23 protein-coding genes are annotated in these 23,386 nt (G+C 69.4%); 14 read left to right on the forward strand and 9 right to left on the reverse strand.

What is annotated here, in order from left to right:
- Positions 1-27: 27 nt before the first annotated feature.
- From gorA to E4A48_RS10665, 4 genes are all read right to left on the reverse strand, one after another.
- Positions 28-1,386 (reverse strand): glutathione-disulfide reductase, encoded by a 1,359-nt coding sequence (gorA, locus tag E4A48_RS10650; protein WP_039006859.1) that lies wholly within the window; start codon positions 1,384-1,386, stop codon positions 28-30.
- On the reverse strand, positions 1,383-2,636 hold the full coding sequence (locus E4A48_RS10655; RefSeq protein ID WP_142742385.1) for an NAD(P)/FAD-dependent oxidoreductase: 1,254 nt from the start codon (positions 2,634-2,636) through the stop codon (positions 1,383-1,385). The genes gorA and E4A48_RS10655 overlap by 4 nt, the downstream gene beginning before the upstream one ends.
- Entirely contained in the window at positions 2,633-3,922 is a 1,290-nt protein-coding gene (locus tag E4A48_RS10660; protein ID WP_185910643.1) for a DUF418 domain-containing protein, read from the reverse strand. Before E4A48_RS10660 ends, E4A48_RS10655 begins: the two co-directional genes overlap by 4 nt.
- A gap of 150 nt (positions 3,923-4,072) precedes the next feature.
- Positions 4,073-4,552: an FKBP-type peptidyl-prolyl cis-trans isomerase gene (locus E4A48_RS10665; protein WP_038231510.1), complete on the reverse strand. Its 480-nt coding sequence runs from the start codon at positions 4,550-4,552 to the stop codon at positions 4,073-4,075.
- Between the two features lie 176 nt (positions 4,553-4,728).
- Here E4A48_RS10665 and E4A48_RS10670 point away from each other — a divergent pair, with 176 nt between their 5' ends.
- Positions 4,729-5,208, forward strand: coding sequence for a C40 family peptidase (locus E4A48_RS10670; protein WP_080763420.1), 480 nt, complete (start codon positions 4,729-4,731; stop codon positions 5,206-5,208).
- Between the two features lie 107 nt (positions 5,209-5,315).
- Positions 5,316-6,143 (forward strand): C40 family peptidase, encoded by an 828-nt coding sequence (locus E4A48_RS10675; RefSeq protein WP_039006864.1) that lies wholly within the window; start codon positions 5,316-5,318, stop codon positions 6,141-6,143.
- A gap of 120 nt (positions 6,144-6,263) precedes the next feature.
- Here the strand turns inward: E4A48_RS10675 and E4A48_RS21060 are convergent, their stop codons facing one another.
- Both E4A48_RS21060 and E4A48_RS10680 read right to left on the reverse strand, forming a co-directional pair.
- Entirely contained in the window at positions 6,264-6,389 is a 126-nt protein-coding gene (locus E4A48_RS21060; protein ID WP_256058197.1) for a hypothetical protein, read from the reverse strand.
- Positions 6,386-6,658, reverse strand: a complete 273-nt coding sequence (locus tag E4A48_RS10680) for a class I SAM-dependent methyltransferase (RefSeq protein WP_142742387.1) — start codon at positions 6,656-6,658, stop codon at positions 6,386-6,388. The genes E4A48_RS21060 and E4A48_RS10680 overlap by 4 nt, the downstream gene beginning before the upstream one ends.
- Before the next feature lie 202 nt (positions 6,659-6,860).
- Here E4A48_RS10680 and E4A48_RS10685 point away from each other — a divergent pair, with 202 nt between their 5' ends.
- Positions 6,861-7,601, forward strand: coding sequence for a nucleotidyltransferase domain-containing protein (locus E4A48_RS10685; protein ID WP_185910644.1), 741 nt, complete (start codon positions 6,861-6,863; stop codon positions 7,599-7,601).
- An 81-nt stretch (positions 7,602-7,682) separates the two neighbouring features.
- Here E4A48_RS10685 and E4A48_RS10690 read toward each other — a convergent pair whose 3' ends face one another.
- The 3 genes from E4A48_RS10690 to E4A48_RS10700 all read right to left on the reverse strand — a co-directional run bounded on the left by E4A48_RS10690 (position 7,683) and on the right by E4A48_RS10700 (position 10,520).
- Positions 7,683-8,162, reverse strand: a complete 480-nt coding sequence (locus tag E4A48_RS10690; protein ID WP_003465151.1) for an acyl-CoA thioesterase — start codon at positions 8,160-8,162, stop codon at positions 7,683-7,685.
- Positions 8,163-8,335: 173 nt separating this feature from the next.
- Complete coding sequence (locus E4A48_RS10695; RefSeq protein WP_185910645.1) at positions 8,336-9,172, reverse strand: class I SAM-dependent methyltransferase; 837 nt, start codon at positions 9,170-9,172, stop codon at positions 8,336-8,338.
- 7 nt (positions 9,173-9,179) lie between these two features.
- Positions 9,180-10,520 (reverse strand): dicarboxylate/amino acid:cation symporter, encoded by a 1,341-nt coding sequence (locus E4A48_RS10700; protein ID WP_142742388.1) that lies wholly within the window; start codon positions 10,518-10,520, stop codon positions 9,180-9,182.
- Positions 10,521-10,670: 150 nt separating this feature from the next.
- Here E4A48_RS10700 and E4A48_RS10705 point away from each other — a divergent pair, with 150 nt between their 5' ends.
- The 11 genes from E4A48_RS10705 (at position 10,671) to tssA (ending at position 23,384) form a co-directional block, all read left to right on the forward strand.
- The gene (locus E4A48_RS10705) at positions 10,671-12,380 is read left to right on the forward strand and encodes an alkaline phosphatase (RefSeq protein WP_142742389.1); all 1,710 of its coding nucleotides are present in this window, start codon (positions 10,671-10,673) and stop codon (positions 12,378-12,380) included.
- Positions 12,381-12,400: 20 nt separating this feature from the next.
- Complete coding sequence (locus E4A48_RS10710; protein WP_260607931.1) at positions 12,401-12,922, forward strand: WG repeat-containing protein; 522 nt, start codon at positions 12,401-12,403, stop codon at positions 12,920-12,922.
- A gap of 185 nt (positions 12,923-13,107) precedes the next feature.
- Complete coding sequence (gene tilS, locus E4A48_RS10715; RefSeq protein WP_080763421.1) at positions 13,108-14,454, forward strand: tRNA lysidine(34) synthetase TilS; 1,347 nt, start codon at positions 13,108-13,110, stop codon at positions 14,452-14,454.
- Positions 14,455-14,485: 31 nt separating this feature from the next.
- Positions 14,486-14,749 carry an exodeoxyribonuclease VII small subunit gene (locus E4A48_RS10720; protein WP_038237299.1) on the forward strand — a complete coding sequence of 88 codons (264 nt, stop codon included), beginning with the start codon at positions 14,486-14,488 and terminating at the stop codon, positions 14,747-14,749.
- Entirely contained in the window at positions 14,739-15,620 is an 882-nt protein-coding gene (locus tag E4A48_RS10725) for a polyprenyl synthetase family protein (protein WP_142742390.1), read from the forward strand. The genes E4A48_RS10720 and E4A48_RS10725 overlap by 11 nt, the downstream gene beginning before the upstream one ends.
- A 261-nt stretch (positions 15,621-15,881) precedes the next feature.
- Complete coding sequence (locus E4A48_RS21065; RefSeq protein ID WP_260607932.1) at positions 15,882-16,508, forward strand: hypothetical protein; 627 nt, start codon at positions 15,882-15,884, stop codon at positions 16,506-16,508.
- A 670-nt stretch (positions 16,509-17,178) separates the two neighbouring features.
- Complete coding sequence (locus tag E4A48_RS10735; protein WP_230812891.1) at positions 17,179-17,922, forward strand: response regulator transcription factor; 744 nt, start codon at positions 17,179-17,181, stop codon at positions 17,920-17,922.
- Positions 17,923-17,993: 71 nt separating this feature from the next.
- Positions 17,994-18,863, forward strand: a complete 870-nt coding sequence (locus tag E4A48_RS10740; protein WP_185910646.1) for a cytochrome-c peroxidase — start codon at positions 17,994-17,996, stop codon at positions 18,861-18,863.
- Positions 18,860-21,277, forward strand: a complete 2,418-nt coding sequence (locus tag E4A48_RS10745; RefSeq protein WP_142742392.1) for a two-component system VirA-like sensor kinase — start codon at positions 18,860-18,862, stop codon at positions 21,275-21,277. Before E4A48_RS10740 ends, E4A48_RS10745 begins: the two co-directional genes overlap by 4 nt.
- A 110-nt stretch (positions 21,278-21,387) precedes the next feature.
- Positions 21,388-22,365 carry a LysR family transcriptional regulator gene (locus E4A48_RS10750; protein ID WP_142742393.1) on the forward strand — a complete coding sequence of 326 codons (978 nt, stop codon included), beginning with the start codon at positions 21,388-21,390 and terminating at the stop codon, positions 22,363-22,365.
- Entirely contained in the window at positions 22,362-23,384 is a 1,023-nt protein-coding gene (tssA, locus tag E4A48_RS10755) for a type VI secretion system protein TssA (protein WP_142742394.1), read from the forward strand. Before E4A48_RS10750 ends, tssA begins: the two co-directional genes overlap by 4 nt.
- The last annotated feature ends 2 nt before the right edge of the window (positions 23,385-23,386 follow it).

The following is a 23,386-nucleotide window of genomic DNA, read 5'->3' on the forward strand; positions in this document are numbered from 1 at the left end:
CCCGCCCGGCCCAGTGCCGGGCGACGCTCAGCGCATCAGCACCACTTCCTCGGCGGAGGTCGGATGGATCGCCACCGTGTCCTCCAGCTGGCGCTTGGTCACGCCCAGCTGCAGCGCCACCGCGAAGCCCTGCAGGATCTCGTCGGCGCCGTCGCCGAGCAGGTGGAAGCCGACCACCCGCTGCTCTTCGCCGACGCACACCAGCTTGAATAGGCTGCGCTGCGGCGAGCCGGCCAGCGCATGCAGCATCGGCCGGAAATTGCTGCGGTACACCGTCACCGCCTCGCCATAGCGCGCCCGCGCCTGCTCTTCGCCCAGGCCGACCTGGCCCAGCGGCGGATGCGAAAACACCACGCTGGGCACGTTGTCGTAGTCCAGCCGCGCGTGGCGCCGGTCGCCGAACAGGCGCTCCATCAGCTTGCGCCCGGCGGCGATCGCCACAGGGGTCAGGCCGACCTTGCCGGCCACGTCGCCGATCGCGTACAGCCCCGGCACGTCGGTGTTCTGGTACTCGTCCACCACGATCTCGCGCTTGTCGCCGATGCGTACGCCCAGCGCTTCCAGGCCGATGTCCCGGCTGTTCGGCCGGCGCCCGATCGCGAAGAACACCTGGTCGAACGTCTCGCTCGGCTGCGCGTGCGCGTCGTACAACTGCAAGCCCTGCTCGCCGCGGCGCAGGGCGCTGGCGCGATAGCCGAAATGCAGGCGCACGCCTTGGTGACGCAGGTTCTCGCCGAGCTGCAGAGCCAGTTCCGCATCGAAACGCTCCAGCAGGCGCTTACCCTGCACGAACAACTCGACGCGGCTGCCCAGCGCCTGCAGCAGGCCCGCCAGCTCCACCGCGATATAGCCGCCACCGACGATCGCCACCCGCGGCGGCGCTTCGCACAGGTTGAAGAAATCGTCCGACACCAGGCCCAGCGCTGCGCCCTCGATCGGCGGCCGCAGCGCGTGCGCGCCGGTGGCGATCACCACATGGGCGGCACTGACCCGCACGCCGTCGCCGCATTCCACCGTATGCGCATCCAGCAGCCGGCCGCGCTGTGGAATCAACACCACGCCGTCGGCATCCAGGCGCCGCCGGTAACTGCCGTGGATGTTGCCGATATAACCCTGGCGATGCGCCACCAGTTCCGGCCACGACAGGGTGGAACTGGGAATGGAGAAGCCGATGTCGCGCGCCAGGTCGATGCGCCCGACCAGATCGGCGGCCAGCCACATCGCCTTCTTCGGCACGCAGCCGATGTTGACGCAGGTGCCGCCAAGCGCGCCCGGCTCCAGGATCGCCACGCGCGCGCCGAGGCCGGCGGCGCGGAACGCGGTGGCCAGACCACCGGAACCGCCACCGAGCACCAGCAGGTCGTAGTCGTAGGCGGCAGCGCTCACTGGAAACGCTCCACGCGGTACGGCGTGGGGTCGATTGCAGGCACCTGCCCGCAGATCAGGTCGGCCATCAGTTGTCCTGTCGCGCTGCTCATGCTGATGCCGAGCATGCCATGGCCGGCTGCCAGCCAGACGTGAGGATGCCGCGGCGAACGCCCCAGCGCCGGCAAGTCGTCCCAGGTCATCGGCCGCCAGCCGTACCAGCGCTCGCGCAGCTGCGGGCCTTCCGGTTCGTGCAGGTAATGCCGCGCAGCGCGTTGCAACGCTGCCAGGCGCACTGCATTCAAGCGCGTATCGTGACCAGAGAATTCCATCGTGCTGCCAAGGCGGAAACCGCTGCCCCAGGTGGTGACGCAGACCAGCGGATCCTTCAGCACCACCGGCCGCGTCGGCGCCAGCACCGGCCGCGTGTAGGTGATCGAATAGCCCTTGCCGGCCTGGATCGGCAGGCGCACTCCCAGCAGCGCCGCCAGTGCCGGCGACCATGGCCCGGCCGCCAGCACCAGGTCGCGCGCACGCCGCGGGCCGTGCGCGGTGTCCACGCGCACGCCGTCGGCATCCGGCTGCAGCGCCTGCACCCGGCAGTGTTCCTCGATCGTCGCCCCGCGCTCGCGCAGCGCGCGCGCCAGTTCGGCGGTATAGCGGTCAGGGCGCAGATGCGCATCGCCGGGAAAATGCACCGCGCCGACCACCACGTCGCGGAACGCCGGCTGCTGGCGCAGGTAGTCGGCGCCGCCGATTACCCGGGTGCGGATGCCGAGCCGTTCCAGCGCCACGCATTCTTCGGCGTAATGCTCGAAGTTGCGTCGATCGCCGAACACGTAGTCCAGCCCTTCCGCCTTGAATTCGCAGTCCAGTCCATAGCGCTCGATCCAGGCGACCAGACGCGTGTGCGCATCGTCGAGCAGCGCCGCGCGCGCCTGCGCGCTGGCCAGCCAGTCGCGCGCATTGCAGCGCGCGCGAAAGCGCAGCAGCCACTGCCATAGCGCCGGATCCAGGCGCGGGCGGATGTACAGCGGCGCATCCGGACGCAGCATCCAGCGCAACGCACGCCACGGCACGCCGGGCGCGGCCAGCGGTGGCGCGTGGCTGGGGGTGATGGTGCCGCAGTTGCCGTGCGAGGTCGCAGCGCCGACGCCACCCGCGTCCAGGATCCGCACCTGGCGGCCGGCCTCCAGCAGCGCCAGGCCGGTGGCCAGTCCGATCGCGCCGGCGCCGACGATCAGTACATCGTCTTGCGGGAGCGCGTTCATTGCGCCGGCTCGGCCGTATCGCGGCGGCGCAGCGGCTGCCAGCGCAGGTAGGTCGCCGAGCGCCATAGCCATTCCGCCGGGCCGAAACGGAACCGCCGCAACCACAGCTGCGACAGCGCCACCTGCAGCGCGAACAGCGCGAACGCAAACGGAATCTGCCAGACCCGCGGCAGGCGTTCGAAATACCCCAGGCCGTAGCCGTAGAACAGCGTGGTGCACAGCAGCGACTGCAGCAGGTAGTTGCTCAACGCCATGCGTCCGGCCGGCGCCAGCCAGCGCAGCGCCGGGGCCAAGCGCACCAGCCAGGCGGCGTAGCCCAGCGCCATCATGCCGCTAGCCAGCGTGGCCAAGGCGAAGGCGCTACCCAGGCGCAGGTCCAGGCGCGCCGGATCCATCCACGGCTCCAGCCGGAAGCTCAGCAGCATCAGCGCCATGCCCAGCGGCAGCACGCCCCAGCGCAGCGCCGCCAGCAACCGCGGGCGCCGCTGCGGCTGCTGCGCCAGGCCGCTGCGCACGCACCAGGCGCCGAGCAGGAACATGCCGAAGATGGTCGGCGCATTGAACACCAGCATGCCCAGCGCATCGACCATATCGCGCAGGCGCTGCGCGGTGGCCTCGGCGTAGCTGCCATGGCCGAAGACCTGGCGGTGCTGCGCTAGCGCCACCGCCCCCAGTTGCGCCTGTTCGGCCATGTCCTGGTGCCAGCGCGCGGCAGCGTGCGGATCGGCCTGCGCCGCCGAAGCGCTCGCGCCCGCCAGCAGCGACAGCAGCGGCGAGCACAGATAGACCGCCAGCGCCATCCACGGCAGCCAGCGCGTGGGCGCTGCGCGAAAGGCCAGCAGCATGAACCCCAGCAGCGCATAGCCGACCAGAATGTCGCCGGACCACAGCAACAGCGCATGCAGCACGCCGATCAGCAGCAGCACCGCGCTGCGGCGCACGAACAAGCCGCCGAACGCGCGCCGCGCCGCCTCGGCGCGCTGCGCCATCACCGCAAAGCCCATGCCGAACAGCAACGCGAACAAGATGTAGAACTTGCCTTGCACCAGCAGGTAGACCGCCGCATCGGCGATGCGGTCGGCGCCGCGCAGCAGCGGGTCCAGCCCGGTCGTCGCCGTATCCAGCGGACCGACGAAGCCCTCGATGTTCATCAGCAGGATGCCAAGCAGCGCGAAACCGCGCAGCACGTCCAAGCTGACGAGACGTTCGGCGGGCGCGACGGGCTGCAGCACGGGAGCGGAGGAAGCCAAGGCGTGGCACCGGGCGAAAGAGCGGCGATTATCCATCGCCGCGGCACCCCAGCGCCCAGGCGCAGGGGCAAATCCACATGGGGAGGAACGGCAGAGGCGCGACCAATCCATCAGGCAGCGGCGGCGCAGCGCGCACCCGCACACGGCGGAGATGGATCCCGCGAATGCGATCCGTGTCGCACTCGATCAGTGCTGGTGACCGCCCTCGCCGTGCACATGGCCGTGCTCGATCTCTTCCGGCCTGGCCTCGCGCACCTCGAGGATCTCCACGTCGAAATGCAGGTCCTTGCCCGCCATCGGGTGGTTCAGATCGACATCGACCACGCTCATGCCGACCTTCTGCACGGTCACCGCGCGCGGGCCGAAGTTGGTCTGCAGCACGACCTGGCTGCCCGGCTGCAGCTTGGCCGCGCCGAAATGCTTCTTCGGCACGCGCTGGGTCAGGCCTTCGCGGTAGTCGCCGTAGGCGTCCTTGGCGGCCACGTCCACGCCGAAGCTGGCGCCGGCTTCCTGCTCCAGCATCGCGTTCTCCAGGCCAGGGATGATGTTGCCGTGACCGATCAGGATCACCAGCGGATCGCGCTCCTTGGACGTCTCGATCGGCGCCTGGCCGGCTTCGGAGACGGTGTAGTGGAAACGGACGACGCGGTCTTTTTCGATCTTCATGTGCAACTCTGCGCTATGGCTGCCGATGGCAGACGGTGTGAACGGCTTGTCGGCCGACGGGAGCGCCGCCATGATGGCGGCCATCTGAGGTTTCGCATTATCCCGGCTCGATGCACAACACGCCAGTTTCAACGTCCGCGCGGCGCCGTCTTCCCTGCTGGGCGGCCCTGCTGTGCATGGCCGTGCTGGCCGCCTGCGGCCGCCACGAGGTGCGCCCGTCGCGTCCGCCGCCGCCGGTGGCGGTGCGCAGCTGGCCGCAGGTGGCACCGGCCGATCCGGCCGCGGCCAATGCCGTGCTGATGCGTGCGCTGGGCCTGGTCGGCACGCCCTACCACTATGGCGGCAATAACCCCGACTCCGGCTTCGACTGCAGCGGCCTGGTCGCCTACGTCTACCGCGACATGCTCGATCTGCAGTTGCCGCGCACCTCGCGCGAACTGGCCGCAGTGCAGGGACCACGGATCGATCCGCAGCGCCTGAGCACCGGCGACCTGGTGTTCTTCGGCAGTGGCGGCAGCGTCAGCCATGTCGGCATCTATGTCGGCGAAGGCCGCTTCGTGCACGCCCCCAGTACCGGCGGAACGGTCCGCCTGGACCACCTGGACGGCGCCTATTGGCGCGATCACTACACCGGCGCCAAGCGGGTCCTGCACTGAAATGAGATTTCAATCACATTCATAATTACGTAATATTAACGATATTTGAACTTTCTATTCCTGTCTACAAGGCATTATCCCCCTTCGTTTTAAATTGTGATCGAAGCGTGACGACTGAAGCCAAGACCTCTCCAGGCAAGACCACCGTCCCCCGCCGGGCCGCTCTCCGTCTCATCTACACCGCCTCGCTCTGCCTCTCGGCCGTTCCGGCCCTGGCCAAGTCGGCTCCGGCCGACAGCGTGATCCCCGAAGCGATCGCCACCGTCACCGCCGCACCGGCTCCGGTGAGCGCCATCGGCACCACGGGCACCCCCGCCAACACTGCGCAGCCCGCGACCGCCAAACCGGCCGTCGTGCAGGCGCAGGCTCCGGCGCGCAGCAAGGCCGACGCCGCCGCCACCGCCACCCTGGCCGCGCTGCTACCGCACCTGGCCACCAACGACACCATCCCACTGATGGACCGTTCGGCGATGTTCGCCGGCGACATCAGCCGCCTGCTGGCCAACTACGACGTCTCCCAGGCTCCGCTGCATGAAGGGGTGGTACCGGGCGGCGACAAGGTCCAGTCTGTGCTCAAGCGCGCCATGGCGCTGCTGGGCACTCCGTACCGCTGGGGCGGCGACGACACCGAAGGCTTCGATTGCAGCGGCCTGGTCGGCTACGTGTTCCGTACCGCGTTGGGCATCGAGCTGCCGCGCGTGTCGCGCGAGATGGCGCGCGAGGCCAATGCCGAACTGATCAAGGACCGCTACGCGCTGGCCCCGGGCGACCTGGTGTTCTTCGGCCGCAAGGGCCGTGTCGACCATGTGGGCCTGTACGTCGGCGAAGGCCGCTTCCTGCACGCGCCGAGCCGCGGCAAGGACGTGCGCGTGGATACGCTGACCAGCGGCTACTGGAGCGAGAAGTTCGTCCAGGCGCGGCGCGTGGCGATGTAAACCTCACGGCGCATGCCGGCAACACCGAGGGCCGCTGAGACAGCGGCCTTTTTCGTTGCGCCTGCGCATGGACGCGGGCGGCGCCGATCCCTGCGCACGGGGCTCAGGCGGTGGCGACGATCAGGCAAACGTCCTTGTCGATCCTGTGAACACCCCGTCCGCCTGCGCGAACGCCGCGTGGACGGCGCTGCGCAACGCCGACAGGGACGCTTGCGGCGGCAGCAGGCTCTTCACATAGGCGATCACGTCGGCAGGATCGGTACACAGCAGCGCATCGTCGAAGCGCTCGACCTCGACTCGCGCGAAATGCGCGGCGAAGACCTGCGTGCCGTGCTCGGCGTCCAGGCGCAGAGTGGACGGGTCGCGCCGGGACCGCCGCAGACGCCGGCAATCAGCTGCGCCAGCTGCAGTTCGCGCACCCCCGCCTCCGGATCGGACAGGTGATAGAGCATGTGGATGGCGATGCTCGTGTCCAATCCGCCCGTCTGCAACGGCAGGCTGGCGGCATCGGCCACGATACTGGCGCTGAAGCTCCTCGCCACTCGTCTGTGTGTCGATGGAGATCCCCCCGTCGCGTCATTGCGACCAGCACGACACCCTTGCCGGCGCACAGGATCGACGCCAGGATCCACGCCAGGGCCGCGACCGGCGCGGCGGCGCACCGGCCGCTCCGTGGACACCGTGGTCCGCCCCCCCTCCAGCGCGACAGGCATTCCGATGAACCCGCTCCCCTCGCCGACACAAGCCCTGGCCATCGCACGCACCGTGCTCGCCTCGCGCTACGCCGATGCGGCGTACGCCTTCGCCGCCGGCTCGATCCTGCGCGGCGAAGGCACGCACGGTTCCGACATCGACCTGGTGGTGGTGTACGACCGGCTGCCGGCGGCGCGGCGCGAAGCCTTCGTCGCGCAAGGCGTTCCGATCGAGGCTTTCGTCCATGACCAGGGCACGCTGGCATGGTTCGTCGATGACGACGTGGCACGCGGCCGCCCCAGCCTGCCGCACATGATCGCAGAAGGCAGCATCCTCGGCGCCGCGGTGGAACGCGCGCAGGCCATGCAGCGCAACGCCTCCGAGCGCCTGCGCGCAGGACCGCCGCCGCTGTCGCCGGCGCAGTTGCAGGCCCTGCGCTACGAGATCACCGACCTGGTCGACGACCTGCAAGGCGAACGCAGCGCCGCGCAGATCGTCGCGATCGGCGCCACGCTGTATCCCCGGCTGGTGGAACTGGCCCTGCGCGGACGCGGGTGCTGGCACGGCACCGGCAAGTGGGCGCCGCGCCTGCTGGCGCGGGCCGATGCCGACTTGGCCGCACGCTTCGAGCATGCCTTTGCTGCGTTGTTCGCGACGTCCGCGTGCGCCCCGGCCATCGCGCTGGCGCTGCAGGAGATGGCCCCACACGGTGGCCGCCTGTTCGATGGCGACTGCCGCACCGCGCCTGCACATTGGCGCAGCTAGTGCGCGGCCGGCCCTGCGTAGCGGCCGCGGGCCGGCCTGCCCTTGGCCAGCCCCCTTGCCAGGCCAAGGGCCACGTCGGCCTCAGGCCTGGTAATGGGAGATGGTGTCCTCGATGCCCTTGCTCAGCTCCATCACCTTCAGCGCGTACTCGGACAGACGGTGGTCCTCCGGCGTGTCCGGCTGCCACGACGGCACCGGCGTCGGCCTGCCTTCCACCCCGTCCAGGGCCACGAACACGATGATGCAATGGGTGCACAGCCGCGAGTCGCCGCCCATCGGGTCGCGCGCGCGCACGTCGATCGCGAAATGCATGCTGGTGCTGCCGGTATAGACCAGCTTGGCGGTGACCGTGACCATGTCGCTGATCCGGATCGGCGAGACGAAGCGGATCCCGCCCACCGCCACGGTCACGCTGTAGCGCCCGCTCCAGCCCACCGCCGCGGCGTAGCCGACCTGATCGATCCACTTCATCACCACCCCGCCGTGGACCTTGCCGCCGTAGTTGACGTCGATCGGCTCGGCCAGGAAGCGGAAGGTCAGTTCGCGTTGCGTGCCGCTCATCGGGGCTCCAGCGAAGGGAAAGACGCTGAAGTCTGCCACGTCCCGATGCTGCAGGCCGCGCACCGCCGCAACGCGCGGATCGGCGGTTCAGGGCTGGCAACGGCGCCACCCAGGAAGCGCAAATGCCATGCGCCCTCGCCTCGCCGGCGGCTAAGCCTCGCGATCGCGACGGCTTAGCCAGCCGCCAGTGCCGGGTTGTCGTGCTTGCGGATGCACAGCCACGGAAAGTGCGGCTGCCGCCAAAGCAGCGCGCGCAGGCTGCGGGCGCGCAGGCTGCGCGGATCGAACAACACGCGCAGCGCGATGCCGTCGAGCGCGGCCCAGGTGTGCTGGTGATACTGGCCGGCCAGTTCCGCGCAGCCCAACCCGCTGAAGTAGCGCAGGCTGCGCGCGGCGCTGGCCTGCGCCTGCGCGGCGTCGGCATAGAACGGGCTGTCGATCACGTGCAGTTCGCCATCGTGCTGCAGCAGGCCGAGCAGGCGCGCGATCAGCGCCAGCGGGTCGGCGAAATACTGGATGGAGGCCGGCAGCACGATCGCGTCGAAGCGCTGCGGCGGCAGCGACAGCGTGTGGATGTCGCCGGCGACGAAGCTCAAGCGCGGGTTGGCCGCGAACACGCGTGCGGCCTGCGCCAGTTCGGTACGGTTGACGTCGACGCCGCAGACCTCGCGCTGCAGGCCTTCGGCCAGCCGCTGCGACAGCCAGCCGTTGCCGCAGCCAAGTTCCAGTAACGGCCCGCTGCCGCCGCGCGCGCGCAGGTGGCGCAGCAGGCGCCGGCACGACTCGGCGCGCACCCGCCACTCGTGGCTGGCGGCCAGCGCGCCGCCGGGACGCGGCAGCATGCGCAGCTGTTCGTCGCTGTAGATGCGGCCTTCCTGCTGCCGGACCGCGAGGTACTGGCGCTCGAACGGATCGGCGGTCAGCGCCTGCTGCACCAGCACGCCGTCGATCGGCGCCAGCCCGGGCAGCCGCCGCAACTGTTCGCGCAGACTGGTCGCTGGCGTGCTCACCGGAGAATCAACGCAGCTGACCGGACCCGTCGGCCGGCGGATCGTCCAGACCGACGTTGCTCGATGCGGCCTCGTAAACACGGCGGTCGAGCAGGCCGGTCTCCTTGGCCACCAGCACCGGCACCAGCATCTGCCCGGTGACGTTGGTCATGGTGCGCATCATGTCCAGGATGCGGTCGATCGCGTACAGATAGCCGATTACCTCCAGCGGCAGGTTGGCCGCGCTCAGCACCACCGTGGCCATCACCACAGCAGTGCCTGGCACGCCGGCGGTGCCGAAGCTGCCCAGCACCGAGGCGATCAGCACCACGAAATACTGGTTGGCAGTCAGCGGCACGCCGGTGTACTGAGCGATGAACACTGCGCACAGCGCCGGGAAGATCGCGCCGCAGCCATCCATTTTGATGCTGGCGCCCAGCGGCACCGCGAACGCGGCGTAGTCCTTGCTGACGCCGAGGTTGTGGGTGATCGAACGCAGCGCCACCGGCATCGCGGCGAAGCTGGAAGAGCTGACGAAGGCCACCTGCATGCCCGGCGCGGCGCCGCGGAAGAACTTCCACGGGTTCAGCCCGTGCGCCAGCAGCAGCCCGCTGTACACCACCAGGATGTGGATCGCGCAGGCCAGGTACAGCGCCAGCACGAAGTTGCCGAACGGCAGCAGCTTCTCGAAACCATAAGTGCCGACCAGCGAGGCGATCAGGCCGAAGGTGCCGAGCGGGGTCATCTCCAGCACGAAGCGGGTGACCTGGATCATGATCTCGCTCATCTGCGCAGCGAGCTTGCGCGCCTGCGCCACGCGCTCGCCGAGCTTGACCATCGCAAAGCCGAGCAGGCCGGCGAAGAAGATCACCGGCAGGATCGAACCGCGCCCGGCCGCCAGCACCGTCTCGCCGGCGGCATTGGTCGTGGTGCCGATGCCGGTCAGCGCGTAGAACGGATTGGACGGCACCACGTCCAGCAGCACCTGGATCGGGCTGGGCACGTCGCGCGGCGTCCAGGCGCTGTCCACGCTCAGGCCGAAGTGGCCGGCGCCCGGCTGCAGCAGCGTGCCCACGCCCAGGCCGACACCGACCGCCAGCGCGGCCGTCAGCACGAACCACAGGAAGGTGCGCCCGCCGAGCTTGGCCACCGATTGCTGACCGTGCAACGAGGAGATCGCGTTGATCACCGCGAAGAACACCAACGGCACCGCGATCATCTTGATCAATGTCACGTACAGGTCGCCGAGCGGCCCGAACCAGGTATCCGCCGCCGGCCCCAGCGCCCAGCCGGCCAGCGCACCGAGCACGAAGCCGGCGACCACGCGCTGCCAGAACGGAATGCGCAACCAGGCGCTCACCAATGTCATCGAGGCTATCCAGAAAATCCCGGGGTCCTGCACGATAGCGCAAGCCGGCACGGACGACGATGCCATGGCTGGAAAGGCGCGATGTCATCGGCGCGCCTTGTCGCAACCGGCATAATGCGCGGGACTTCGTGCCCAGGGGCCGTTCCTCGCATGCGCTACCTCGTTCCCGCCTTCGCCGCCGCCGCCACCCTGCTGCTGGCGGCCTGCGCCAGTGCGCCGCGCGCGCCTTCCAGTGCTGCCATCGCGCCCATCGCCGTGCCCGCCGTCGCCCATCCCGGCGGCGAGACGCCGGACTGGTGGTACCGCAGCGGTGCGGCCAAGGCCGCCAACAACGGCGCGATGCGCGGCAAGGCCAAGAACGTGATCCTGTTCCTCGGGGACGGCATGAGCCTGACCACGGTCGCCGCCGCGCGCATCCTCGACGGCCAGCGCAAGGGCGCCTCCGGCGAGGAGAACCAGCTGTCGTGGGAGGCGTTCCCGGCCACCGCGCTGAGCAAGACCTACAACACCGACTCGCAGACCCCCGACTCGGCCGGCACCATGACCTCGATCACCACCGGGGTGAAGACCCACATGGGCGGCATCGGCGTCTCCGCCGGCAAGCGCGAGGCCTGCGCCGACAGCCTCGGCAAGCGGTTGCTGACCTGGCTGGAACTGGCCGACAGCGCCGGCCTCAACACCGGCATCGTCACCACCACCCGGCTGACCCACGCCACCCCCGCTGCGACCTACGCGCACACCCCCGAACGCAATTGGGAAAGCGACACCGACCTGCCGGAGAAGGCGGTGGCCGAAGGCTGCCGCGACATCGCCCAGCAGATGGTCAGCGCGCGCTACGGCCGCGGCCCGCAGGTGATGCTGGCCGGCGGCCGCAGCCAGTTCACCACGGTCGAGCAGCGCGATCCGGAATACGACGACAAGGTCGGCCTGCGCCTGGACGGCCGCGACCTGATCGGCGAATGGCGCCAGCGCCACCCGCAGGGCGCCTATGTCTGGAACCGCGGGCAGCTGGAAGCGGCGCAGAACGCGCCGGCGCTGCTCGGCCTGTTCGAGCCGGACCACATGCAGTTCGACCACGACCGCGAGCAGAGCGCGGCCGGCGACCCGAGCCTGGCCGAGATGACCCGCGCCGCGATCCGCACCCTGTCGCGCGGCAAGGACGGCTACGTGCTGATGGTCGAAGGCGGCCGCATCGACCACGCCCACCACGCAGGCAACGCCTATCGCGCGCTGGACGAGACCATCGCCCTGTCGCAGGCGGTGCAGGCCGCGGCAGAGGCGACCTCGGCCGAGGACACGCTGATCATCGTCACCGCCGACCATTCGCACACGCTGAACTTCGTCGGCTACCCGCAGCGCGGCAATCCGATCCTGGGCAAGGTGCGCGGCACCAGCGGCGAAGACGCCAATACCGGCGATCTGGCGCTGGACGGCAACGGCCAGCCGTACGCCACGCTCAGCTACGCCAACGGCCCCGGCTACACCGGCGCCAGTAACCAGCAGCCGGCCGGCGCCAAGCAGTTCCCGCACGCGCCGAGCAGCTTCGAGCCGGTCAAGGGCCGCCCCGACCTGACCCACGTCGATACCGAGCGCCCGGACTTTATGCAGGAAGCGCTGGTGCCCACCAAGGCCGAGACCCACGGCGGCGACGACGTCGGCATCTGGGCGCGCGGCCCCGGCAGCGACGCGTTCCGCGGCAGCCTGGAAGAGAACGTGATCTACCACGTGATCGTGCAGGCCACGCCGAAGCTGCGCGGGCGCCTGTGCCAGGCCGGCACCTGCAATGGCGACGGCGTGCCGGTGCAGCTGCCGAAGCCGGACGCGTTCGTGGCCGAGGCTGCGAGCGCCACCGCGAAGTGACTGCGGCGCGGCGTCGCTGTTTGGCAATAAGGCTGGCGCTGGCGGCGATCGCCGCGGCGCCGTTGGCCTGGGCGCAGGCGCAAGGCGCATGCCGGCTCGGCGATCCGAACAGCGACCGCGACATCGTGCCCGGCTGCAGCGTCGGCTCCGATGGGCGTCTGCGGCTGGCGCCGCAGACGGCACAACGCCTGCCGTTCGACGCCGACGGCCTGTCGGTAGTGACCGTGAACGACCAGTTCTACTACGTGCGCGCCGACGGCAGCAGCCTGCCGGTGATCCTCTGGGACAACGGCCCGGACTATTTCGCCGAAGGCCTTACCCGTGGCATCTTCCGTGGCCGCATCGGCTTCTACGACCGGCAACTGCGCGAAGTGATCCCGCCGGCCCACGATTTCGCCTGGCCATTCGAGCACGGCATGGCCCAGGTCTGCGATGGCTGCAGCCGCGGCACGCCCGATGGCGACGGGCATACGCCGATGCAAGGCGGGCGCTGGTACACCATCGACCGCAACAACCGCGAAGTGCCCGAACCGCCACCCTGAGCGGCGCCGTGGTGCGCGCAGCAGCGTGGACCTGCCGACCCGCACTGGGCAGCCAGATTCGCATGCGCTGCGCAGCGGTCCACCGCAATCGCCCCCTGCACCCGCGGCACGCAGCCGTCGCGGGCGCACAAAGCAGCGGCCGCAACGCGCTTCGCTGCCGCGCCACTAGCCTCTAAAGTGGCGCGATGACGCCCCATCCCGATACTGCACCGTCCTGCGCCGTGAGCGCCGCCCTGCCCGATCCGGCGCCCGCCGCGGTGCTGGTCGGGCTCAGCGGCGGGCTGGATTCCAGCGTGCTGTTGCATGCGCTGGCGCACCAGCCGCACTACCGCCGCGCCGGGCTGCGCGCGCTGCACGTGCACCACGGCCTGCATGCCGACGCCGATGCCTGGGCCGACCACTGCGCCGGGTTCTGCGCTGCGCTGGCGATCCCGCTGCAGGTGCTGCGCGTGCAGGTGCCGCGCGACAGCGGCCACGGCCTGGAGGCGGCGGCGCGGCAGGCGCGACGCGCGGCCTTCGCCCAGCTGCTGGGCGAAGGCGAGTGGCTGGCGTTGGCACAGCACCGCGACGACCAGGCCGAGACCTTCCTGCTGCGCGCGCTGCGCGCTTCCGGTCCGGACGGGCTGGCGGCGATGCAGGGCCTGCGCCGCTTCGCCCACGGCATGCTGTGGCGGCCGTTGCTGGCCCTGCCGCGCAGCGACCTGCATGCCTATGCGCAACGGCATGGCCTGCACTGGATCGAAGACCCGAGCAATGCCGACCCCGGCTTCGACCGCAATTTCCTGCGCCTGCAGGTGTTGCCGCTGCTGCGCCAGCGCTGGGCGCATGCCGATGCCGCGCTGGCGCGCAGCGCGCAGCTGTGCGGTGAGGCCGGCGCATTGCTGGACGATGGCGACCAGGCCGCGCTGGAAATGCTGCGTGAGGACGCCACCGCGCCGCTGTCGCTGCCGCCGCTACGCGCGCTGCCGGCGCCGCGCCGCGCGCGGGTGCTGCGGCGCTGGGTCGCGCAAGCTGGCCTGCCGCCACTGCCGGCGGCCGGCCTGGTGGCGATCGAGCGCACGCTGCTGCACGCGCGTGCCGACGCCGCCGCGCAGTTCGCCTGGCATGGCGCGACGCTGCGCGGCTGGCGCGACGCGCTGTACGCCGAGCGCGATCCGCCGCCGCTGCCGGCCGACTGGCAGGCGCAATGGGACGGCCGCGCGCCGCTGGCATTGCCCGACGGCCGCTGCCTGCGGCTGCGCGCCGACACGCCGCTGGTGTTCGATGCCCCGCTGCTGGTGCGCCTGCGCCAGGGCGGCGAACGCATCCTGTTGCCTGGGCGCGTCCACTCGCAGGCGCTCAAGCAGGTGTTGCAGGAACGCGCCGTGCCGCCCTGGCAGCGCGCGCGCCTGCCGCTGCTGTTCGAGGCCGAGCGCCTGCTCGCCGCCGGCGACCGCATCGTCGCCGCGCCGCTGCACGCCTGGCTGCAGGCACGGCACGCGCGGCTGGTACTGGACAGCACCGCCACGCCGTCGTCACCCGCCTTGGATTGACCCTGCCGCCGACGCCGCGCACACTTCCGCGATGCCCAAGAAGTCATTAGAAGAAGCCTCCCCGGTCGCCCGCTTCGAGCAATCGCTCGAGGAACTGGAAGTACTGGTGGAAAAGATGGAAACCGGCGATCTGAGCCTGGAGCAGTCGCTGAGCGCCTACGAGCGCGGCGTCGGCCTGTACCGGCAGTGCCAGCAGGCGCTGGAACAGGCCGAACTGCGCGTGCGCCTGCTCAGCGATCCGGAGCAGCCGGACACCGCCGAGCCATTCGATCCCGCCCCGCTCCATGGCGGCTGACGCTACGTTCGCGCGCTGGCGCCAGCGCGTGGAAGCCGGCCTGGACGTGCACCTGCCCAGCGCCGCGGCAGCACCGCAGCGGCTGCACGCGGCGATGCGCCACGCCGCCCTCGGCGGCGGCAAGCGCATGCGCCCGCTGCTGGTCTACGCCAGCGGCGCGCTGTTCGCCGCCGATGAAGCGCAACTGGATGCGCCAGCGCTGGCGGTGGAACTGATCCACGCCTATTCGCTGGTGCACGACGATCTGCCGGCGATGGACGACGACGCCTTGCGCCGCGGCCAGCCCACCGTGCACATCGCCTTCGACGAGGCCACCGCGATCCTGGCCGGCGACGCACTGCAGAGCCTGGCCTTCTCGCTGTTGGCCGGCGCAGACGGAGCCGATGCGGCGTTGCGGGTGTGCTGGCTGCAGACCCTGGCCGAGGCCGCGGGCGCGGCCGGCATGTGCGGCGGCCAGGCGCTGGACATCGACGCCACTGGCACCGTGCAACCACTGGCCGACCTGCAGCGCATGCACGCGTTGAAGACCGGCGCGCTGATCCGCGCCAGCGTGCGCCTGGGTGCGCTGGCCGGCGGCGCCGACGCCGCCGCGCTGGCGCAGCTGGACGCCTTCGCCAGCGCACTGGGCTTGGCGTTCCAGGTGCGCGACGACATCCTCGACATCGAGGCCAGTTCCGAACAGCTCGGCAAGACCGCCGGCAAGGACGCGGCGCAGGCCAAGTCCACCTATCCCGCACTGCTCGGCATGGATGGCGCCAAGGCCAAGCTCACCGAACTGGCGGCGACGATGCGCGACAGCCTGCATGGACACGGCACGCGCGCCGACGCGCTGGCGGCGCTGGCGCGGCTGGCGGTGGATCGCTCGCACTGAAGCGATCCGCGCGATGCCCTTCAGCCGCGACGGGCATGACCGGTAAGGCCATCGCGACTGAAGCCGATCTCACCATAGTTCGCAGACTGCAAGCGTGCGAGTCGGCTGCCCGCTAGCGCTCGCGCGGACGCAACGCCAACATCACCATGGCGTTGGCGCGCATCGAAATGTCCGCCTGCGCACAGCCATCCTTGTTCACGCGCACACGGCGCAACTCGGGCGCATCGATAGTCGCACCCGTTGGTCAGGCGCGGCACTCCCGTGACATCCCCTCTCCCAAGCCGCCAATGCGCGGTTCTAGCATCGGCATGCGCAGCGGCAAACCGAAAGCGCAGCGACAACTCCACGATCACACTCAACGCGTGGCTGCAATACGCCGCATTCGCCGACGGCGAGCGGATGCAGCGCGCCGACGGCCAGCCGCAGAGGGTGACCAGCACGCCGCTGACGCTGTGGCTGGACAGCCGCGGCCATGCGGTACGCAACGATCTGATGGCCGGTCCGCAGGCCGTGGTCAACGGGATCAACGACGCCTCGTGCAGCACCAGCCAGATCAGCACCATCGGCAGCGCCGTGAACCCGGCGCGCACCTATTCGCAGAACGCAAAAACCTATCTCACCGGCGCGCGCTACACCTCCAGGTTCGGTGCATACAACGCCAGCCGCTACAGCACCGCCACCTCCAACTTCGTCAGCAGCGTGCGGTGGAGACGCCGACAGCCACGAGTACTTCGCAGAAAACACCCAGACGCAGAACTGAGCCGGACGGACCAAACGCCGTCGCATGCGCGGCGGCCGGATCGTCGACGCTGCCGCGCCCGGAGGCGGATCGCAGATGAGGAACGGCCACTTCCAATGCGACCTGGCCAGAACCACATGGCGGGGTGATCCGCGTCGGCCGATCGCGCGCACGATGCTCCGAATGCAGACACGCAAAAACGCGGTCCGGCGTAGCAGCCAACGGATGCGGTCGCCGGCGGCCGCGCCGGCGGTGGTCGGCGCATTACCCTGGATACGGCTGAAGCAGCGGCGATCCAGCCGGGGCGCTCCTGCCGCAGGTGCCCGATCGCCGGTTCCAGCGCCAGCCGGCATTCGATCCTGCGCCACTGCCGGCGCACGAGCGACCAGGGCTTGCCCAGACGCCGGCGCTGGCCGCCGGCCACTACGCGCGCCCGCGCCACCACTGCAGAGAGTTGCCCGCGAAGCGACCACGATCGAGCGGTCGTCCATCAACGTGGCGGCGCTCAGGCGGCGCTGGTGGAGATATCCCACGCATTGCCGGCAAGCCAAGCGACAGTGTCTCGAGAAATCGCGTCAATGAACCCGGCCCTTTCCCGTAGACAAGTTCGCCGCCCTTCCGTAGAAAATTTCAAAATGGTGGCAAGGCGATAACGGCAAAAAAGCGCCGGAAGCCGAAAAATGCACGACGAGCGCAAGGCGCCGAAAGCCAAACGGAAGGTAAAGAGACCCCGGCATGGCGGACCGGTTCTTTGGATTTTCTCACATGGCACATTAGAATGTAAATTCTAATTACGCCCTCATCTCAAGGGGCGCCCGCATGTCGAAGACAAGTACAAGCACCTACATGCCACGGGTGCTGGTCTTGGACGACGATTCGGCAATGGCGCAGGTCGTCGTCGACCATCTCCGCATGCAACGCATGGAAGCATCCGCGGTCAGTACCAGCGCCGCCATGAAGCAACAGCTGCGCATACAGCAGCCAGATATTTTGCTGCTCGATCTGATGCTACAGGATGAGGATGGACTGAATCTTCTGCGTGAATTGCGCCGCGACTCGGATATTCCTGTGATAATCATCACAGGTCACAGGCACGACGAGATCGATCGCGTGGTCGGCCTGGAACTGGGTGCCGACGACTATCTGCCCAAGCCGTTCGGCCTGCACGAGCTCACCGCGCGCGTCCGCGCAGTCCTGCGCCGGCATTCCCTTGCGCGCTCCGCACCGGCCCATGCATCCGATGAGGGCGGCTACGCATTCGGCGACTGGCATTTCGACCTGAATGCGCGCACGGTGACCGCCGTCGGTAGCCAGCCCATCGCGTTGACCAAGGGCGAGTATGCGCTGCTGCGCGCCTTCGCCGATGCGCCGGGAAGGCCGCTCAGCCGCGAGCATCTGCTGCGGGCCACACGCCTGCACGACGATGTCTTCGATCGCAGCATCGACGTCCAGATCCTGCGGCTGCGCCGCAAACTGGAACGCGATCCCAGGTCTCCGCAGCTGATCGTCACCACCCGCGGTGTGGGCTATGTCTTCACCCCGCAGGTGGAGCGGACGCGATGATCCGACGCGCGCGTACAGCCTTCTTGCGGAATGTCCTGGCCGTGCTGAGCGCATGCGCCAGCCCCGCAGCCATGACCGCACAGAGCGAACGCGCGTCGAACGAACCGATCCATCCGCTGCCCGCGCCGACCGGATTGGATCCGGCCAGGGTCGCGCTGGGCGCGCGCCTGTTCCGCGACCCGCGCCTGTCCGGCGATGGCCGGCTCTCGTGCCAGTCCTGCCACGACATCGGCAGCAATGGTGCCGGCCATCGAGCGCTGACCGAGGTCGACGGCAGGCCCCCGCCCCTGTTCAACACTCCCACCGTGTTCAATGCTGCGCTGTCCTTCCGCCTGAACTGGGGAGGGGAATTGCGCACGCTGCACGAACAGGCGCTGGCGTCGCTGCAGAATCCAGGGGAAATGCGGGCCGATGTGGCAACGGTCATACGGCGATTGCGCGACGATGCCGGGTCCGTCCGCGATTTCGAACGTGCCTACCGGCGCCCCCCCGACCGCGCGACGCTGCTCGATGCGATCGCCAGCTACGAACGCTCGCTCACCACGCCCGGCAGCCGCTTCGATCGCTGGCTGCAAGGCGACGACGACGCGCTGACAGCGCAGGAGCTGCGTGGCTACCGCAGTTTCAAATCGGTAGGCTGCATCGCCTGCCATCAGGGCCGCGGCGTAGGCGGGAACCTGTTCCAGCGTAGTGGGGTGTTTTCTCCAGCCGCCCGCCACAGCGTGGACAGGTTGCGCGTTCCGAGCCTGCGCAATGTCGCCGCGACCGCGCCCTATTTCCATGATGGCAGCGCACCGACCCTGGAGTGCGCTATCGACGCAATGGCGCGGGCGCAGCTCGCCGTGGTGCTGCGCCGCGAGGAGATCGCCGACATCGCCGCGTTCTTGCGGGCGCTCACCGGCAACCATGACGGACACCCGGTCACGGATCAACCGCGATGAAGACCGTCATCGCCATGTCCACCATCCTGCTGGTCGCGATGGCGACCGTCGAAACCGTTACCCGCCTGCTCGACGAGCGGGCCCATCGTTACGACCTGGCCATGAGCACTCTGGATGCGCTGAACATCGCCGACACCTGCATGCATAAGGGCGTACTGGAATTGCGTGCGGGCCTGCTGCACGACGACGACCGCATCGTCGACGACGACCGGCACGCCTGGAAAGCGCTGCAGCAACTGCATGGATTGGCGCAATCCGACGAACCGCTGATCGCGGCGATCCGCGCGCTCGAGCGAGACTATCGGTCCAAGTCGGCGCAACTGGAACTGTTCAAGACGCAGAACGCGCTGCTCGGAAATTCGCTGGCGTACTTCTGGCGCGAGAGCGACGCACGCATGCGCGACAGCCTCGACCGGGCCGAGCTGCGACGGCTCGGCGCGCTGGGCAGCGCGATGCACCGCCTCAGCATGGACAACAGCGCGGACATCCAGGCGCTGGCGCGCGCGCGACTGGAGGCCGCCACGCGCGGTCGCGGACCATCCCCCTTGCTGGTGCACGGACGCATGCTGCTGGAGCTGCTGCCGGCGACAGAGGCCAGCATCGAACGCATGCGTCCCGTCACTGAACTGGCGTCCTACCGCCGCGTGCGCGGCGACCTCCAACAGCGCATGCTCGCGCTCGATACGCTGCGCGCAACGCTGCGCCTGTGCATGCTGGCGATGGCCGCGATCATGGTCGCGATGCTGGTGCACCTGACCCTGCTGCTACGCCGCCGTGCGAGCACGCTGCGCCGGCGCGCCGAGTTCGGCCGCATCATGGTGTCGATCTCGCGCGAGCTGATCGGCAGCGATCGCGCGCGGATCGACCACGCCATCACCGCGGCGGCCGGACGTATCGCGGCCTGGCTCGATCTGCCGTATTCGGCCCTGATCCTCGACGGCGGCGCCGCGCCGGCCTCGATCTGGCCGGAACCGCGCGATGCCCGGGTACATGCGGCCACCGCAGCGGCGCTGGCGCTGCCGGTCGCGGCGGACGGCGCGCCGCACGACATGGCCGCCGTCGCCGGCGGGGGCGATGCCGTACCGCTGCCGCACCCTGCCGGCAAGCGGCTGCGCGGGGCCCATTGGGTGTACCTGAGGCGTCATTCCGGCGGCGGCACGGCGATGTTGTGCCTGCAACGCAATGAGCGACACGGCGGCTTCCCGCGCAATTCAGAATTGTTTCCGTTGCTGTACAGCGCGCTGGACATGCTGGCCGAGGCGGTGATCCGGCGCAGGCTCGAGAACGAAGCCAACGCATTGGAGAGACGCCTGGAGCAGGCAAGACGCATGGAGACCATCGGCGCCATGGCCAGCGGCATCTCGCACAACTTCAACAACATCGTCGGCGCGATCCGCGCCAACGCGGAGATGGCGCTGTCCGCCCTGTCGCCCGGCGCGCATGCGCGTTCCCACCTGGTGGCGATCGAGCGGGCCACCGGCCACGCCAGCAATCTGATCGAGGCGATCCTGGATTTCGGCCGCGCGCAAAAACACAATGTGCAACTGGTCGATCTGGCTGCGCTGCTGCGGGAGACGCAGACGCTGTTGCGCGTGTCGTTCTCCGGCGCGGTAAGGCTAGACGTGCGGATCGACGACCGGCCGCTGTATGTGCAGGGCAATGCCTCGCAATTGCAGCAGGTGATCCTCAATCTGGTCCACAACGCGGTGCGGGCCATGCGCCGGCGGGGCATCGTGTCGATCCGGCTAAGCGTCGGCACCGACCAACGGACGCTGCGCCTGAGCGTCGCCGACCGCGGCATCGGCATTCCCGCCGATCGCCTCAAGCGCATTTTCTATCCGTTCTACACCACCCGTGCCGGCGGCAACGGATTGGGCCTGGCGACGGTCAAGCAAATCGTCGGCAACCACGATGGCCGGATCGAGGTGCACAGCCAGGTCGGCACCGGGACTACGTTCGTCATCGAATTGCCGCTCTGCCTGCCCTGCACCGCGCAAGTACAGCAGCCCGTCCAGCCCAGCCATCGTCGACTGCTGCTGCTGTGCGCGGATCGCGCCGCGCTCGAACGCTTGGAAGAGATGCTGGCCGCGCTCGGCCACGAGCCTGTCGGGCATCTGCAAGCCGCCGCTGCGTGCCGCATGCTGCTCGACGAGCCAGACAGGTTCGACGGACTGGTCGTGCAATGCGACGACGCCGATGCCGCCGACCAGGCTATCCACGCCCTGAACGCCGTCGCCCCGCAGTTGCCGCTGCTGCTGATTCAGGCCGGGCAGCCGCCCGCCGCGGCGGCACGCGCTCGCAGCGACTACCAGATGCTGCGGACGCCTTATTCGCCAGGATCGCTGGCGCAGGCGCTGGAACGGACATTGCGGGCGCAAGCGCCGGCATTTTCCACGACGCCAAAGCCTCTGTGACAAATGAAACAAAGCGGCACCGATCTGAAACCCCGACGTAGCCGGGCAGGCATACCGTGAAGTCCGGCCGGGCGCGGTACCGGTCCCCTCATCCGAACCACGAGGCGCTCATGGATCTGCGACCCACCGATCTTCCTTTGCTCGTGTCGCTCGACACGCTCCTGGAGCTGAAGAACGTCACCCGTGCCGCACAGCGGCTGCACATGAGCCAGCCTGCGCTGTCTTCGCAACTGGCACGCTTGCGTGTGCTGTTCAAGGACCCATTGCTCACGCCATCGGAAACCGGGCGCGGCATGGTCGCCACGCCGATGGCGCTGGCGCTGGAGGCGCCGCTGCGCGACGCGATCGGGCGGCTGAGCCTGTTGGGAAAACACGGCAACGCGTTCGAGCCGTCCACCGCAGAGATCACCTTCCGCATCGCCGGCAGCGCCTACGCATTCGCCACGCTGGCCGCGAGCCTGGTTTGCCGGGTGCACGCCTGCGGCAATCCGGCGATCGGCTTGAGTTTCGTACACGTTGCCGGCCAGGCGGCGCTGGAGGCGTTCGAAAACGGCGACATCGATGTGCTGTTGGACGGCGCCCATGCCATTCATCCGTCCCTGCGCATGCGCCGTCTGTCAGACGACCGCTATGTGATGGCGCAGCGCCACGGCCACCCGCGCGGCTCCCTGCCGCCGGCACTGGAAGAATATTGCGCACTGCAGCACGTGCAACTGGTCCACTCTCCCGGCAACGACGTGATCGATGTGGAACTGCAGGCGCTGGGACTGACCCGCCAGGTCGCGGTGACGGCCGCGAACCACGGCATGCTGCTGGACATCCTGGCCCATACCGACATGGTCGCCACCGTTCCGGCCTGCCTGCTGACGGCTGCTGCCGAGGCGGAGGTAGCGCATTTCGAGTTGCCCTTCGCGCTCCCAGATGCAGCGCTGGCGATGGCCTGGCATCGGCGCAGCGACGGCCACACCGCGCACCGCTGGTTGCGCGAGTGCGTTCTGGCTGTCGCGGAAGCGACCTCGTCCGGGCCGGGCTGGCCCGCTGCCCACGCGCACGCCACGTCCTGCCAGCCCCCGGCGAGTCGGGGATGACCATGACCGAAGAGATCGAACGCCTGCTGCAGCCGATCGACAGCGCCGAGCCAGCCGGACCGAACCTGGAATACGACGCGCAGTTCCAGGCCCTGGAAGAAGCGGCGCGACCGCGCCCGGAACGCGCGCTGGGTGCCGGGGTGATCGCGTCGGAGCAGCCGTCGTGGCGACAAGTGGCCGAGCAGGCTACTGCGTTGCTGCTGCGCGCCAAGGATCTGCGCATGGCCGCCCACCTGTGCACGGCGCGCCTTCATCTGGACGGGTTCGCCGGCTGGGCGGACGGGCTGACCTTGCTCAGCCTGCTGCTGGAACGCTATTGGGACGCTGTCCACCCGCGCCTGGACGCCGACCCCATCGAACGCGTCAATGCCCTCGCCTCGCTGGTCGATCACGCGACGCTGCATACCGTGCGCTCCACCCGATTGTTGCAAGGCCTGCATCCGGCGCATTTCTCGCTGCGCGACCTGCGCCTGGCGCAAGGCGTGCAACGCGAGGCGGATGGCGTCGACGAGGAGCGCCCCGGGCTAGGTGCGATCGATACCTGCCTGCGCGAGACTCCGCTGCAGGCGCTGGTCGATCTGGACGCGACGCTACTGCGCGCAGAAGAAGCGCTGGCCGCGATCGTCCGACTGTTCAACGAGCGGACGCCGGGCAGCGGTCCGGCACTGGACCCCGCCTTGCGCGACCTGCGCGAACTGCGCGCATTCCTGGCGGCATATCTGCTCGAACGCAACGCGTCCATGGAGCAATCCCCCGCCGACGCTGCCAGCGACGGCGAGCGTGCCGTCGACGTCGCCAGAGCGGCCAACGGGGCGATCGAGCGCCGCGAGGACGTGATGCGCGCACTGCAACAGCTCTGCGACTACTACGCACGGCGCGAACCATCGAGCCCGGTGCCGCTGCTGCTGCGCCGCGCGCAACGCTTGGTCGGGCTGGACTTCGCGGCGCTGTTGCGCGATCTCGCCCCTGGCGGCATTGCCGAATTGCGGGTGATCTCCGGCGATCCGCACGACGCCTGAAC

The sequence above is a fragment of the Xanthomonas translucens pv. cerealis genome, from assembly GCF_006838285.1.
Taxonomy (GTDB): domain Bacteria; phylum Pseudomonadota; class Gammaproteobacteria; order Xanthomonadales; family Xanthomonadaceae; genus Xanthomonas_A; species Xanthomonas_A cerealis.